Annotated in this window: 15 protein-coding genes and 1 pseudogene; 8 read left to right on the top strand and 8 right to left on the bottom strand. The window is 58.2% G+C overall.

Annotated elements, in window-relative coordinates; all coding sequences use genetic code 11:
* The first annotated feature begins 83 nt into the window (after window positions 1-83).
* The 3 genes from waaA to coaD are packed head-to-tail and all read left to right on the top strand — an operon-like array spanning window position 84 to window position 2,607.
* Window positions 84-1,358, top strand: a complete 1,275-nt coding sequence (gene waaA / locus GVK32_RS00380; protein ID WP_041143221.1) for a lipid IV(A) 3-deoxy-D-manno-octulosonic acid transferase — start codon at window positions 84-86, stop codon at window positions 1,356-1,358.
* Window positions 1,358-2,128 (top strand): glycosyltransferase family 2 protein, encoded by a 771-nt coding sequence (locus GVK32_RS00375; protein ID WP_159864041.1) that lies wholly within the window; start codon window positions 1,358-1,360, stop codon window positions 2,126-2,128. Before waaA ends, GVK32_RS00375 begins: the two co-directional genes overlap by 1 nt.
* Window positions 2,129-2,130: 2 nt before the next feature.
* Window positions 2,131-2,607: a pantetheine-phosphate adenylyltransferase gene (gene coaD / locus GVK32_RS00370; RefSeq protein ID WP_041143223.1), complete on the top strand. Its 477-nt coding sequence runs from the start codon at window positions 2,131-2,133 to the stop codon at window positions 2,605-2,607.
* Window positions 2,608-2,631: 24 nt separating this feature from the next.
* On the opposite strand, the gene mutM is transcribed toward coaD, so the two are convergent.
* The 4 genes from mutM to radC form a co-directional block, all read right to left on the bottom strand.
* Window positions 2,632-3,441 carry a bifunctional DNA-formamidopyrimidine glycosylase/DNA-(apurinic or apyrimidinic site) lyase gene (gene mutM / locus GVK32_RS00365; protein WP_159864038.1) on the bottom strand — a complete coding sequence of 270 codons (810 nt, stop codon included), beginning with the start codon at window positions 3,439-3,441 and terminating at the stop codon, window positions 2,632-2,634.
* A 97-nt stretch (window positions 3,442-3,538) separates the two neighbouring features.
* A complete protein-coding gene (rpmG, locus tag GVK32_RS00360; protein WP_003024094.1) occupies window positions 3,539-3,706 on the bottom strand; it encodes a 50S ribosomal protein L33 in 168 nt (55 codons plus the stop codon).
* A gap of 20 nt (window positions 3,707-3,726) precedes the next feature.
* Window positions 3,727-3,963 carry a 50S ribosomal protein L28 gene (rpmB, locus tag GVK32_RS00355; RefSeq protein ID WP_002436699.1) on the bottom strand — a complete coding sequence of 79 codons (237 nt, stop codon included), beginning with the start codon at window positions 3,961-3,963 and terminating at the stop codon, window positions 3,727-3,729.
* A gap of 265 nt (window positions 3,964-4,228) precedes the next feature.
* Window positions 4,229-4,894: a DNA repair protein RadC gene (gene radC / locus GVK32_RS00350; protein WP_159864035.1), complete on the bottom strand. Its 666-nt coding sequence runs from the start codon at window positions 4,892-4,894 to the stop codon at window positions 4,229-4,231.
* A gap of 177 nt (window positions 4,895-5,071) precedes the next feature.
* Between radC and coaBC the strand changes: the two genes are divergently transcribed.
* From coaBC to slmA, 3 genes are all read left to right on the top strand, one after another.
* The gene (gene coaBC / locus GVK32_RS00345; protein ID WP_159864510.1) at window positions 5,072-6,283 is read left to right on the top strand and encodes a bifunctional phosphopantothenoylcysteine decarboxylase/phosphopantothenate--cysteine ligase CoaBC; all 1,212 of its coding nucleotides are present in this window, start codon (window positions 5,072-5,074) and stop codon (window positions 6,281-6,283) included.
* Entirely contained in the window at window positions 6,261-6,719 is a 459-nt protein-coding gene (gene dut / locus GVK32_RS00340) for a dUTP diphosphatase (protein WP_041143227.1), read from the top strand. The genes coaBC and dut overlap by 23 nt, the downstream gene beginning before the upstream one ends.
* Before the next feature lie 125 nt (window positions 6,720-6,844).
* The gene (gene slmA / locus GVK32_RS00335) at window positions 6,845-7,441 is read left to right on the top strand and encodes a nucleoid occlusion factor SlmA (protein WP_076946288.1); all 597 of its coding nucleotides are present in this window, start codon (window positions 6,845-6,847) and stop codon (window positions 7,439-7,441) included.
* A gap of 38 nt (window positions 7,442-7,479) precedes the next feature.
* On the opposite strand, the gene pyrE is transcribed toward slmA, so the two are convergent.
* Both pyrE and rph read right to left on the bottom strand, forming a co-directional pair.
* Window positions 7,480-8,121, bottom strand: a complete 642-nt coding sequence (gene pyrE / locus GVK32_RS00330) for an orotate phosphoribosyltransferase (RefSeq protein ID WP_159864032.1) — start codon at window positions 8,119-8,121, stop codon at window positions 7,480-7,482.
* Between the two features lie 72 nt (window positions 8,122-8,193).
* The gene (gene rph, locus GVK32_RS00325) at window positions 8,194-8,910 is read right to left on the bottom strand and encodes a ribonuclease PH (protein ID WP_041143230.1); all 717 of its coding nucleotides are present in this window, start codon (window positions 8,908-8,910) and stop codon (window positions 8,194-8,196) included.
* A 125-nt stretch (window positions 8,911-9,035) separates the two neighbouring features.
* Between rph and GVK32_RS00320 the strand changes: the two genes are divergently transcribed.
* Entirely contained in the window at window positions 9,036-9,899 is an 864-nt protein-coding gene (locus GVK32_RS00320) for a YicC/YloC family endoribonuclease (RefSeq protein ID WP_159864029.1), read from the top strand.
* A 54-nt stretch (window positions 9,900-9,953) separates the two neighbouring features.
* Here the strand turns inward: GVK32_RS00320 and GVK32_RS00315 are convergent.
* Window positions 9,954-11,212: pseudogene (locus GVK32_RS00315) on the bottom strand (chloride channel protein).
* 276 nt (window positions 11,213-11,488) lie between these two features.
* On the opposite strand from GVK32_RS00315, the gene GVK32_RS00310 reads away from it, so the two are divergent.
* Complete coding sequence (locus GVK32_RS00310; RefSeq protein ID WP_128876903.1) at window positions 11,489-12,106, top strand: trimeric intracellular cation channel family protein; 618 nt, start codon at window positions 11,489-11,491, stop codon at window positions 12,104-12,106.
* A 5-nt stretch (window positions 12,107-12,111) separates the two neighbouring features.
* Here GVK32_RS00310 and ligB read toward each other — a convergent pair whose 3' ends face one another.
* The gene (gene ligB / locus GVK32_RS00305; protein WP_159864026.1) at window positions 12,112-13,788 is read right to left on the bottom strand and encodes an NAD-dependent DNA ligase LigB; all 1,677 of its coding nucleotides are present in this window, start codon (window positions 13,786-13,788) and stop codon (window positions 12,112-12,114) included.
* Window positions 13,789-13,887: the final 99 nt, after the last annotated feature.

Genomic DNA, 13,887 nt, shown 5'->3' with positions numbered 1-13,887 from the left:
CCCTTTGTTTCCGCCAAAGGGATAGCTTTACATGGGCTAAATGCTTAGAATTTGCCCGCTAAAACATAAAACGGATAAATCGCTTGGAATTGCTTTATACCACCCTACTCTATCTTATTCAGCCGCTGGTCTGGCTGCGACTGCTGCTGCGCAGCCGTAAGGCACCCGCCTACCGCAAACGCTGGGCTGAACGTTATGGCTTTTGTCAGAACAAGGTAGCACCGGATGGGATTCTGCTGCATTCCGTTTCCGTGGGTGAGACGCTTGCTGCCATCCCGCTGGTACGCGCCCTGCGCCACCGTTATCCTTATCTGCCGATCACCGTCACCACCATGACGCCGACCGGCTCCGAGCGCGCGATGTCCGCATTCGGCAAAGACGTTCACCACGTCTACCTGCCTTACGACCTCCCCTGCGCGATGAACCGCTTCCTCAATACCGTGCAGCCGAAGCTGGTTATCGTGATGGAAACCGAGCTATGGCCGAATATGGTCGCCGCTTTGCACAAGCGTAAAATTCCGCTGGTTATCGCTAACGCTCGCCTCTCTGAGCGCTCGGCGAAGGGCTATGCCAAACTGGGCAAGTTTATGCGCCGCCTGCTGAGCCGGATTACGCTTATCGCCGCGCAGAATGAAGAAGACGCCAGCCGCTTTATCGCTCTCGGGCTGAAGCGCAACCAGCTGGCGGTCACCGGCAGCCTGAAGTTTGATATTTCCGTTACGCCGGAGCTGGCCGCCCGCGCTATCACCCTGCGCCGCCAGTGGGCGCCGCACCGCCAGGTGTGGATCGCCACCAGCACCCATGACGGCGAAGAGCAAATCGTTCTGCAGGCGCATAAAAAGCTGCTGGAAACCTTCCCTGACCTGCTGCTGATCCTCGTCCCTCGCCACCCTGAACGCTTCGGCGACGCGCGGGAGATGGTGCAGAAAGCGGGTATGAGCTTTACCCTGCGCAGCACCGGCGAAATCCCGTCAAATAGCACCCAGGTGGTAATTGGCGATACCATGGGCGAACTGATGCTGCTGTACGGCATTGCCGATCTTGCCTTTGTCGGCGGCAGCCTGGTCGAGCGCGGCGGTCATAACCCGCTGGAGCCGGCGGCGCACGCCATCCCGGTCCTGATGGGCCCGCACACCTTCAACTTCAAAGATATTTGCGCCAAGCTGCAGCAGGATGATGGTCTGATCACCGTGACCGACCTCAATTCACTGGTCACCCAGGTTTCTAACCTGCTGACCGACGAAGATTACCGCCTGTGGTACGGCCGTCACGCGGTAGAAGTCCTGCATCAAAACCAGGGCGCGCTCTCCCGTCTGCTACAGTTACTGCAACCCTATCTGCCACAGCGGAGCCACTAATGTCGACCCGACTGTCCGTCGTGATGATCGCCAAAAACGCGGCGGATCTGCTGCCGGACTGTCTGGCGTCGGTAGGCTGGGCCGATGAGATAGTGCTGCTGGATTCAGGCAGCAGCGACGGCACCATCGAGCTGGCGCGCAGCCTGGGCGCTCAGGTCTACATCAACACCGACTGGCAGGGCTACGGCGTTCAGCGCCAGCGCGCCCAGGATTACGCCACCGGCGACTATGTGCTGATGATTGATACCGACGAGCGTGTCACCCCGGAGCTGGCACAGTCCCTACGCCAGGCGCTGGCGGCGCCAAAAGAGGGCGCAATCTACAGCATTGCCAGGCGGAACTATTTCCTTGGCCGCTTTATGCGCCACAGCGGCTGGTATCCCGATCGCGTGATGCGCTTGTACCCGCGCCTTGGTTACCGCTATAACGCGAACCTGGTGCACGAATCCCTCGACGCCAAAGGCGCGCAGATTATCGAACTGACCGGCGACCTGCTGCATCTGACCTGCCGCGACTTCTCCGGCTTTCAGCAAAAGCAGCTGGCCTACGCCACCGCCTGGGCGCAGGAACGTCATCAGAAGGGGAAAAAAACCTCGCTGATGAGTATCTTCGGCCATACGCTGGGGGCATTTGTGAAAACGCTGCTGCTGCGCGGCGGCGTGCTGGATGGTAAACAGGGCTGGCTGCTCGCCGTGGTCAACGCGCAGTATACGTTTAATAAATACACCGAGCTGTGGGCGCTGAGCCGCGGCTACTCGGAGAGAGTGTAATTATGAGCACAAAAGCGATTTATCCGGGTACCTTCGACCCTATCACCAACGGTCATATCGATATCGTTACCCGCGCGGCCAGCATGTTTGACAAAGTGCTGCTGGCGATTGCCGCCAGCCCGAGCAAGAAGCCGATGTTCAGCCTCGACGAACGCATTGCGCTGGCGCAGCAGTCAACCGCGCACCTGGTCAACGTTGAGGTCATTGGCTTTAGTGATTTGATGGCCAATTTCGCCCGCGCGCAGCAGGCCAACATTTTGATTCGCGGCCTGCGGGCGGTGGCGGATTTCGAATACGAGATGCAGCTGGCGCATATGAACCGCCATCTGATGCCGACCCTCGAAAGCGTCTTCCTGATGCCGTGCAAAGAGTGGTCGTTTATCTCCTCATCGCTGGTTAAGGAGGTCGCGCGCCATCAGGGCGACGTATCCCACTTCCTGCCGGCTAACGTGCACCAGGCGCTGCTGAAAAAGCTCTAATCTTTGCGCTTTCGGGGCGATGCCCTACTTCTGACACTGGCGACAATAAAACGTCGCCCGCTGGGCGTGCTTGCTGGCGATAATCGGCGTACCGCAGGTACGACAGGGCTCGCCTTTGCGTCCGTATACCTGCAGCTCCTGGGCAAAGTATCCCGGCTTACCGTCGCTTTGCAGGAAATCCTTCAGCGTGGTCCCGCCCTGTTCAATCGAGCGTAGCAGTACGGCTTTAATCACCTTCACCAGCCGCTCGCACTCTTCATGCGATAGCGACGATGCCAGCCGGTCGGGATGGATCCCGGCGGAAAACAGCGATTCGCTGGCGTAGATATTCCCGACGCCCACCACCAGCTTGTTATCCATCAGCCAGGGCTTAATGGCGGTTTTCTTTTTCGCGCACCTCAGCTGCAGGTAAGCGCCGTTGAAATCGTTGCTCAGCGGCTCTGGCCCGAGATGTGCCAGCGCAGGATGCCCCTCCAGCTCTTTGGTCCAGAGCCAGGCGCCAAAGCGTCGAGGGTCGGTATAGCGCAGCACCTTGCCGTTGCTCATCACCAGGTCGACATGGTCATGCTTCTCTGCGGGCAGCTCTTCGCTCAGAATGCGCAGGCTACCTGACATGCCGAGGTGAATGATAATCCAGCCGCCCGGCAGCTCCAGCAGCAGATATTTAGCACGTCGACGTACGCTGAGCACCGGCACGTCGCTCAGACGGTAGATCTCTTCAGAAACCGGCCAGCGCAGGCGTCCATTGCGGATAGCGGCGTGCAGAATAGTAGCGCCAACCAGATGCGGTTCAATCCCGCGTCGGCTGGTTTCCACCTCAGGTAGTTCAGGCATAGCGTCTCCGGCTGTATTGCAGATGTCTTTATTATGGGGATGGCCAGAAAACAAAAAACCCCGCCAGGGCGGGGTTTTTTTTACATCGAATCTAAAATTATTTGATTTTAGCTTCTTTGTATAAAACGTGCTGACGGACAACTGGATCGAACTTTTTCAGTTCCAGTTTTTCCGGCTTAGTACGCTTGTTCTTCGTGGTGGTATAGAAGTGACCAGTACCAGCAGAAGAAACCAGCTTGATTTTCTCACGAATACCTTTAGCCATGATTTATTTCCTCTTAGTACTTAGTACTTTTCGCCACGGGCACGCAGTTCGGACAGAACTGTATCGATGCCTTTCTTATCAATAACACGCATACCTTTAGCAGATACGCGCAGGGTGACAAAACGCTTTTCGCTCTCAACCCAGAAACGGTGAGAGTGCAGGTTCGGCAGGAAACGGCGTTTGGTCGCGTTCAGTGCGTGGGAACGGTTGTTACCGGTCACCGGACGCTTGCCAGTAACTTGGCAGACTCGGGACATGTCTATTCTCCAAAAATCAAATTAGCTCGAGCTTCGTATGGGGTATTGGCGCCTCGTCAGGCTTTACAGCCCGGTCATCGCAGTTCTACACGTCACTCTTCATGCCGCCTTGATGCAACCTGAAGAGTGGGTGTCTAAGTGAACCATCGATTGCCAGGCCCAAATGCCAAACCCGAGATTCTCAAAGGTGGCGTAGTATACGCTGACTCGGCGATGTGCTCAAGTCCCGAACAGACAAAGATCCCGCAGGATCGCGTGATCGGGGCTAAATCCAGCCGCGCTCGGCAAAAGATACGTACGCACCGCGGCCGATAACAAGGTGATCGAGCACGCGTATATCCATGAAACCACAACACTTTATCACTCTTTCGGTAATCAACCTGTCGGCCTTACTCGGCTCGGGGCTACCGGATGGATGATTATGTGCCAGGATCACCGCAGCAGCGTTCACTTTGATGGCTTCGCGTACAATTTCTCGCGGATGCACCTCAACGTGGCTAAGAGTACCAGAAAAAAGCCGGCTATGTTTCAATACCCGATTCTGATTATCTAAAAAGATCACCATAAAGATCTCCCGCTCTTCGTCCATCAGCTGACTTTGCAAAAATTCCCGCGTCATCAGCGGCGTTACCAGAGAGGGTGCTTCAACTATCCGTCGGCTAAAATAGCGCCGCGCCAGCTCGGCGACGCCTTTTAGCTGGGCGAACTTCGCGAGACCGATGCCGTCGATCTTGTCAAACTGCGCCTTGTCCGCCGATAGCAGGCCGTATAGCGAGCCAAAGCGCGCAAGCAGGTCGTGCGAAAACGTCATCACGTCCTGCTCGCGGGTGCCGGTACGCAAAAACAGCGCCAGCAGCTCAACGTCCGACAGCGCTTCGATACCGTAGAGCAGCATTTTTTCCCTTGGCAGCAGGGGTTCCAGTAAGTCCATCGCAGCCTCTCTTTTCCAGTGCGCCCCGCATTCTGACATAGCCTTTCGCCGCTGCCGACGGCCGGCTTTTACCCGTGCGTAGCGGCTCGCAAAGTCAATTCCAGGCAGGCGCACGACGCCGACGGGATTGTGGTAAGATGCGCGAATTCTGGTGTACTCCAACAGGAAAAAATCATGATGAGTCTGGCTGGTAAAAAGATCGTTCTCGGCGTCAGCGGCGGCATCGCTGCCTACAAAACGCCTGAACTGGTACGTCGCCTGCGCGAGCGCGGCGCCGACGTACGGGTCGCCATGACGGAAGCCGCGAAGGCCTTCATTACGCCACTCAGCCTGCAGGCGGTGTCAGGTTATCCGGTTTCCGATAGCCTGCTCGACCCGGCAGCAGAAGCCGCGATGGGCCACATTGAGCTGGGAAAATGGGCCGACCTGGTTATCCTCGCCCCCGCAACCGCCGATCTGATCGCCCGCGTTGCTGCCGGCATGGCGAACGACCTGGTCTCCACTATCTGCCTCGCGACGCCGTCTCCGGTCGCCGTGGTGCCCGCCATGAACCAGCAGATGTATCGCGCCGCCGCGACGCAGCATAATCTTGAGGTCATCTCCTCCCGCGGCCTGCTGGTCTGGGGCCCGGACAGCGGAAGCCAGGCCTGCGGCGATATCGGTCCGGGCCGGATGTTGGATCCGCTGACCCTCGTCGATATGGCGGCCGCGCATTTTTCGCCTGTCAAAGATTTGCAACATCTCAACATCATGATTACCGCGGGCCCCACCCGCGAGCCGCTGGATCCGGTACGCTATATCAGCAATCAAAGCTCCGGTAAGATGGGCTTCGCTATCGCTGCCGCTGCGGCAAACCGCGGCGCCAACGTCACGTTAGTCAGCGGCCCGGTTTCGCTACCGACGCCGCCTTTCGTGCAGCGGATTGACGTCACGACCGCATTGGAAATGCAGGCCGCGGTCAACAGCGGCGTTCGGCAGCAGCATATTTTTATTGGCTGTGCGGCCGTCGCCGACTACCGCGCCATCACCGTTGCTGAGAAAAAAATCAAAAAGCAAGATGATGAATTAACAATAAAAATGGTCAAAAACCCGGATATCGTTGCCGGGGTCGCTGCGCTAACGGATAGCCGACCTTACGTCGTTGGGTTTGCCGCCGAAACGAATAATGTGGAAGAATACGCGAGGCAAAAACGCGACCGCAAAAATCTCGATCTGATCTGCGCCAATGATGTATCTAAGCCAAATCAGGGATTTAACAGCGACAGCAACGCATTACACCTTTTCTGGCAGGATGGAGATAAGCGCTTGCCACACGAGCGCAAGGAACTCCTGGGCCAATTATTACTCGACGAGATCGTGACCCGTTATGATGAAAAAAATCGACGTTAAGCTTCTGGACCCGCGCGTTGGCAAGGAGTTTCCGCTGCCAACCTATGCCACCTCCGGTTCTGCCGGACTTGACCTGCGGGCCTGTCTCGACGCCGCTGTAGAGCTTGCGCCGGGCGCAACAACCCTGCTGCCAACCGGCCTGGCTATTCATATCGCCGATCCGTCGCTGGCGGCGGTCATCCTGCCGCGCTCCGGGCTGGGCCATAAGCACGGCATCGTGCTGGGCAACCTTGTCGGCCTTATCGATTCCGACTATCAGGGGCAGCTGATGGTTTCCGTCTGGAACCGCGGCCAGCAGAGCTTTACTATTGAACCCGGCGAGCGCATCGCTCAAATGGTATTTGTACCCGTCGTACAGGCGGAATTTAACCTGGTGGAAGATTTTGACACCACCGAACGTGGCGAAGGTGGCTTTGGTCACTCAGGGCGCGCATAGGCCCGGCCACACAAAACCCGCATTCCAAAGCGCAATAATGCAATAACATCGCCGCAAATGATCGTTTGCGGCCGCTTTGTGGATGTCTGCCTGACAAGTGCTTATTTTCAGGGGTATTTTAAAACATGGCAGAAAAACAAACTGCGAAAAGGAATCGTCGCGAGGAAATACTTCAATCTCTGGCGTTAATGCTTGAATCCAGCGATGGTAGTCAACGTATTACCACGGCGAAACTGGCGGCGTCCGTCGGCGTGTCCGAAGCGGCGCTGTACCGTCATTTCCCCAGCAAAACCCGCATGTTCGATAGCCTGATTGAGTTTATCGAAGACAGTCTGATTACGCGCATCAATTTGATTTTAAAAGATGAGAAAGACACATCCGCGCGCCTGCGCCTGATTGTGCTGTTGATTCTTGGTTTTGGTGAGCGTAATCCTGGGCTGACGCGAATTCTGACCGGCCACGCGCTGATGTTTGAACAGGACCGCCTGCAGGACCGGATAAACCAGCTATTTGAACGCATTGAGGTTCAGCTACGCCAGGTCATGCGCGAGAAGAAAATGCGCGAAGGTGAAGGCTTCGTCACCGACGAATCTTTGCTGGCCAGCCAGCTGCTGGCGTTCTGCGAAGGCATGCTGTCGCGCTTTGTTCGCAGCGAGTTTAAATATCGTCCGACGGACGATTTTGACGCCCGCTGGCCGCTGGTCGCCTCACAGCTGCAGTAATCCGAAGCCCGGAGGCATAACGCCCCGGGCTTTGTTACCTATACGCCAAACTCTTCGCGATAGGCGCGTACCGACGCCAGATGCCCGGCCATCTCCGGCTTCTCTTCCAGATAGCTAATCAGGTCCTTGAGGGTGACGATAGAGATCACCTTGCAGCCGTAATCGCGCTCAACTTCCTGAATCGCGGAAATTTCGCCGCGACCGCGTTCCTGACGATCCAGAGAAATCAGCACGCCGGCGAGCTCAGCCCCGTTGGCCTGGATAATCTCCATCGATTCGCGAATCGCGGTGCCGGCGGTTATCACATCGTCGACCAGCATGACGCGACCCTGCAGGGCGCTCCCAACCAGATTGCCGCCTTCGCCGTGCGTTTTGGCCTCTTTGCGGTTAAAGCAGTAGGGTAAATCCAGGTCGTGGTGTTCAGCCAGCGCAACCGCCGTGGTGGTCGCAATAGGAATACCTTTGTAGGCCGGGCCAAACAGCAGGTCAAAATCGATTCCGGAGTCGACCAGCGCTTCTGCATAGAAACGGCCCAACAGTGCCAGATCGCGCCCGGTGTTAAACAGGCCGGCGTTGAAGAAATAGGGGCTCTTGCGCCCGGATTTCAGCGTAAATTCGCCAAACTTAAGAACCTGCTTGTTAAGCGCAAACTCAATAAACTGGCGCTGATATGGTTTCATGGCTTCGCTCCTCATCATGCTTTCTATGGATCTACAGACAAAAAAAAGGCGACTTCTCAGTCGCCTTAAAAACTAGTTTTCCAACGCCGCCTTCTGCGTCGTGACAATGGATTCGATCCCCCCTCGGGCCAACGCCAGGAGAGTCAGGAGCTCTTCGTGGGTAAACGGCTCGCCTTCGGCCGTGCCCTGCACCTCGATGATGCGACCGTCTTCGGTCATCACCACGTTCATATCGGTTTCCGCTGCGGAATCTTCCACGTACTCCAGATCGCAAAGCGCTTCGCCGTTCACGATGCCGACGGAAACGGCAGCAACCATGCCTTTCATCGGGTTGGTTTTCAGCTTACCGGCGGCGACCAGCTTGTTCAGAGCGTCGGCCAGCGCCACGCAGGCACCGGTGATTGATGCGGTGCGAGTGCCGCCGTCGGCCTGCAGCACATCGCAGTCGAGGGTAATGGTGAACTCGCCAAGCGCCTTCAGGTCTACCGCAGCACGCAGCGCGCGGGCGATAAGACGCTGGATTTCCATGGTACGACCACCCTGCTTACCTTTGGCAGCTTCACGCGCGTTACGGGTATGCGTCGCGCGCGGCAGCATGCCGTATTCTGCGGTGATCCACCCTTGGCCCTGGCCTTTCAGAAAGCGCGGTACGCCTTCATCAATCGACGCGGTGCACAGCACTTTGGTGTCACCAAATTCGACCAGCACGGAGCCTTCTGCGTGTATGGTATAGTTACGGGTCAGGGTTACGGGACGCACCTGATTAGCGCTACGGCCTGCTGGACGCATGATGTTCTCTCCGGCTTGAAACGAATATGGCTGCGCATTATACGGATAATGCTTGCTTATTCCTATCCTGATAAGGCCCTGAAAGCTATAATCCCCCCCACTCTCCTTTAAAAACAGGAACGTCTATGATCCGCAGTATGACCGCCTATGCCCGTCGTGAAATTAAGGGCGAATGGGGCAGCGCCGCGTGGGAACTGCGCTCGGTAAACCAGCGCTACCTGGAAACCTATTTCCGTCTGCCGGAGCAGTTCCGTAGCCTGGAACCCGTGGTACGCGAACGTATTCGTGCGCGTCTGACCCGCGGCAAAATCGAATGTACCCTGCGTTTTGAACAGGATCCCAGCGCTCAGGGTGAGCTGATCCTGAACGAAAACCTGGCAAAGCAGCTGGTCAACGCCGCTAACTGGGTAAAAATGCAGAGCGACGAAGGGGAAATCAACCCGGTTGATATCCTGCGCTGGCCCGGAGTCATGGCCGCTCAGGAGCAGGATCTCGACGCCATTGCCTCCGATATTCTCACCGCACTGAACGGCGCGCTGGACGACTTTATCGTCGCCCGCGAAACCGAAGGTCAGGCGCTGAAGACGCTTATCGAACAGCGCCTGCAGGGGGTCAGCACCGAAGTCGGCAAAGTTCGCAGCCATATGCCGGAAATCCTGCAGTGGCAGCGCGAGCGCCTGGTATCGAAGCTGGAAGACGCGGAAGTCCAGCTGGAAAACAACCGTCTCGAACAAGAGCTGGTGCTGATGGCGCAGCGTATCGACGTTGCCGAAGAGCTGGATCGTCTGGAAGCGCATGTTAAAGAAACCTACAACATTCTGAAGAAAAAAGAGGCCGTTGGCCGCCGCCTGGACTTTATGATGCAGGAGTTCAACCGCGAGTCGAACACCCTGGCGTCAAAATCGATTAATGCGGAAGTCACCAATTCTGCCATCGAGCTGAAAGTGCTGATTGAGCAGATGCGCGAGCAGATTCAGAACATCGAGTAACCGCAGGTACCTCGATTAAGGGCTGGTTTTTCCAGCCTTTTTTATCTCTTCAGTTCAGAACCTGTACTTTCCGTCCAGTATCCGACAGGTGATAAAAGCGCCCGCAGCGCACAGCAGCGTGGGGGCCAGATAGCTATGGTCCATATGGGTAAACTCCATCACCAGCGCAACCGCCGTCAGCGGCATCTGCATTGACGCCGCCAGAAAAGCCGCGGCCCCAACCAGCGCAAAGCTGCCGGCGTCGCCGCCGGGCACCAGCGGCTGCCAAAGCATACTCAGCACCAGGCTCACCAGGCCTCCCACCGCCGGGCCAGGGGTCAACAGTCCTCCTTCCGCGCCGCCGCGCAGCACCGCCAGAATAACGATCGCTTTCAGGGCCAGAAGCACCAGCGCGCTATGCAATCCCAGCCCGTCGCCGATCGCAAGCTGCATCGGGCCTTTGCCATTGCCGGGCAGCTGCGGAAAATAGAGGCTCAGCCCGGCAAGAAGGGTAAACGCCAGCAGGCAAAATAGCGGCATCTGCCAGTTTGTCCTGACCCGCGCCCGCGCGGCGCTGGTTGCCTGACGAAACAGCCACGCCGCCGCGCCAAGCAGCGGGCTGACGATTATCGCCCACCACATAAACGCGTGCGGGAGCGCCCCGGAGATAAAGTGGTACTGGGACTCATCCCCCAGCCCGAGCGCTGCCGTCCAGGCAGCAACGGCGGACGTCACAACGGCCACCAGCGTTTTCTCCCAGCTAAACGACAGCAGCATCACTTCAAGGCTGAACAGGGCGCCCGCCAGCGGCACGTTATATACCGCCGCCAGCCCGGCACCGGCGCCGCAGGCAATCAGCGTGCGGGTCTCATCTTCATGCAGGCCCATTCTGCGCGCCACGATACCGGCCCCCAGCGCCCCATCTCTCGCGGCGCAACCTCCCGACCAAGCGGGGAGCCCAGCGCCACGGTGACTATCTGCAACAGGGCGTGCAGGGTTGTCGTGCCCGCCGGCATCGGCACCGCGGGCGTGGCGACGGCGGCGGAAATCGATACCCGCTTCTGACCGTAGCGGCCCAGCAGCCACCAGCCAAACCCGGCGATCGCGCCGCCGACGACGATGGCCGTGAAGCGTCGGGGCCAGGAGGCATCCGTTACGCCCTGCAAAAACGACTCCGTGCCGATAAGACGATCGAGGTTATATCCAAAAGCAAGGTGCTGAATAGCGTGCAAAATCATCGCCAGAACCATTCCCGACAGGCCGGCAAGGACCCCAGTCAGAACGACGGCCGCCAGGCGCAGCAGGTAGTTTTTCTCGCCGGTTACTCCGGTCATATTCTTAGGCCCTGAAAGAGGAAAATAAAATGATAAGGGTAGCGAGTTAAATATTACGTATTTAGCGCGTATTTTCCTGACCAGCGCCGGCTGGGCCTCAAGCATTACTTTTTCTAATCTTAAAACTAAAATAAAAATCCATTAAACCCCACAAATAAAGGTAACTGTGAAAATCAGGCATTATTTTTTCAAGGCGTAACTCGTTCACCTTAGAAAATCTCAGTCGCGATCCTACGCACAAATCGCTAACCTGCCCGCTCTCATCGTGGGGGATCTATGCTGCTTCATATTCTGTATTTAATTGGTATTACCGCGGAAGCGATGACCGGCGCTCTGGCGGCCGGACGCCGTCGTATGGATACCTTTGGCGTTATCATTATTGCGACCGCCACCGCCCTGGGCGGCGGGTCGGTGCGGGATATTCTGCTCGGCCACTACCCTCTGGGCTGGGTCAAGAACCCGGAATACGTCATCATTGTTGCCGTCGCCGCGGTGCTCACCACGATTGCCGCCCCGGTTATGCCCCACCTGCGTCGGCTGTTTTTGGTCCTCGACGCCCTCGGCCTGGTGGTGTTTTCAATCATCGGCGCGCAGATTGCCCTCGATATGGGAGAAGGCCCGGTTATCGCCTCTATCGCGGCGGTCATCACCGGCGTATTCGGTGGCGTGCTGCGGGATATGTTCTGTAAGCGCATCCCGCTGGTGTTCCAGAAAGAGCTGTACGCCGGGATCTCTTTTGCCGCCGCCATTCTGTATATCGCCCTGCAGCACTATGTCAGCAGCCACGACGTGGTGGTCATCGCCACCCTGCTGTTTGGCTTCACCGCCCGCATGCTGGCCCTGCGCTGGAAGCTGGGTCTGCCGGTCTTCCACTACAACCATAACGCGCACTGATCGGGCTAAAACCCAGAGATGCCCTGCCCGCTGAGCCACTGCGCCAGCGCGGCAACGTCCGGATGCCGCAGAAAGGCCACCAGCTGACGCGCTTTTTCATCCCCAACTCCCGGCAGGCGCCGCCACTGATCTTCGCTGCGCGCCAGCAGCTGCGACCAGCCCTCTCCGGCCAGGCCCGCCATCGCCGCCTGCGGCACCGGCACTCCCAGAGCCTGCACCCAGCGCAGAAAGGGCTGCTGGCGGGCAAGGTTAAACTGGTGCCAGAGCCGCTGACCGCGTAGCGCAGAGATCCCCGGGACTGACTGCAGCTGCTGAGGGGTAAACGCCAGCCACGAAAAAAGATGCTCCATACGATGAGAGTGATGGACGGCGCGCCACGCGGACTCACCGACGCTGCCGAGGTCCAGTACGGGCTTTGACGACAGCCAGACCAGCCTTGCAAGAAACTGCCCGGCGCACTCGGGGGAGAAAAAATAGCAGGTCAGCGCGTTAAAATGCGCCGGAGGCGGTTGAGGCTTGCGGCGCTGGGCCGTTCGCCACACTACGCTATCTATCCGCGGGATCCCCTGTCCCGCCAGGCTGATTTGTAGCTGATCGCCAATCGCAATATCCAGGCTTTGCCAGCGGGCCACCGACCCTACGCTCACGCGCTTAACCTGCTTATCGTCCAGCTGCTGCGGTTCGAGCCCTGCCACCACCGCAATTTTCCCGCTACGCCCGACGTAAAAGCGAAGGTCGCGCACCTCCATGATGCGGATGGCCGGAGGATACTTCCACGCAGCGACCCAATCCCCCTGCCCCGGCGACCAGAAGCGCCCGGCAGGCTCCTTCCCAAGGCGTACGACAACGCCATCGGTAGCAAAAGGTAGCGCTGACGTTAACCAACGTTCACGCCAGCTCGCAACCTCCTCCACGTCCACCACTGGTTGAGAAAAGCCGCTGCTCTCGCTAAACCCGGCCTGCTGTAGCAGAGCCTGCCGTTGACGCATCTCCTCGGGCCCATCCGGCCATGCCCAGATAAAGACGCCCAGATCCGCTAACGATGTCGACATATCCCGCCGCATCATGGCGCCAGCGACCGTCGCCCGGGCGTTCACTCCCCCCATCCGCTTCTGGATATGTCCGGCGCGGTGCAGAAAAAGCTCCCCCTGCAGCACGCTGTTTGCCAGCGCGCCCTTCGTCATTCTCGGCACGCCGGAAATCTGCCGCACTTTTGCCGTCCAGTCTTCACCGGCTCGCCCATCCCCTCGGCTGATTGCCTGCACCAGCCGCCCGCGGCGGTAAACCAGCGTCACCGCAACGCCATCCACCTTTGGCTGCACCCACAGATCGGTTTTGCCCCGCATCCAGCGCGCCACGTCGGCTTTTTCCGCCAGCTTACGCACACCGGTGTGGGCAACTGGATGCCGCATCTCGCCCCGGGGCGGCGGTAAATCATCGATGACCGGCGTTTTGATGGCAAAACAGCGCCGCCACTCGACTAATCGGGCGAAAAGCCGATCGTAGACGTCATCAGCGACTTCGCTGCTGCCACGCTGCCAGTAGTCGTTTTTCCACCCGGCAACCTGCTGATTCAGGCGGCTGACCTCATGTTCAGCCTGCGCCTGCGTCCACGCTGGGCAGGCCGACTGGCCGTATCCCGCCGTTATCCATATGCCTATCGCCCAAAGCCATTTTCGCACTGTGTTCCCTCCTTTTTGCCCACCGGCATTCTGCCGCCGCTGGGGCGTCACCGGCGATAAGGGCTTTTCCGCGCTGCGAGCCGGCTTCCAGGGTTTGTA

The organism is Klebsiella sp. 18074 (assembly GCF_902705905.1).
In the GTDB taxonomy this organism is placed as follows: Bacteria; Pseudomonadota; Gammaproteobacteria; order Enterobacterales; family Enterobacteriaceae; genus Klebsiella; species Klebsiella terrigena.
Note: the sequence above shows the minus strand (reverse complement) of the source record. Positions and strands in the feature narration are given on the sequence as shown.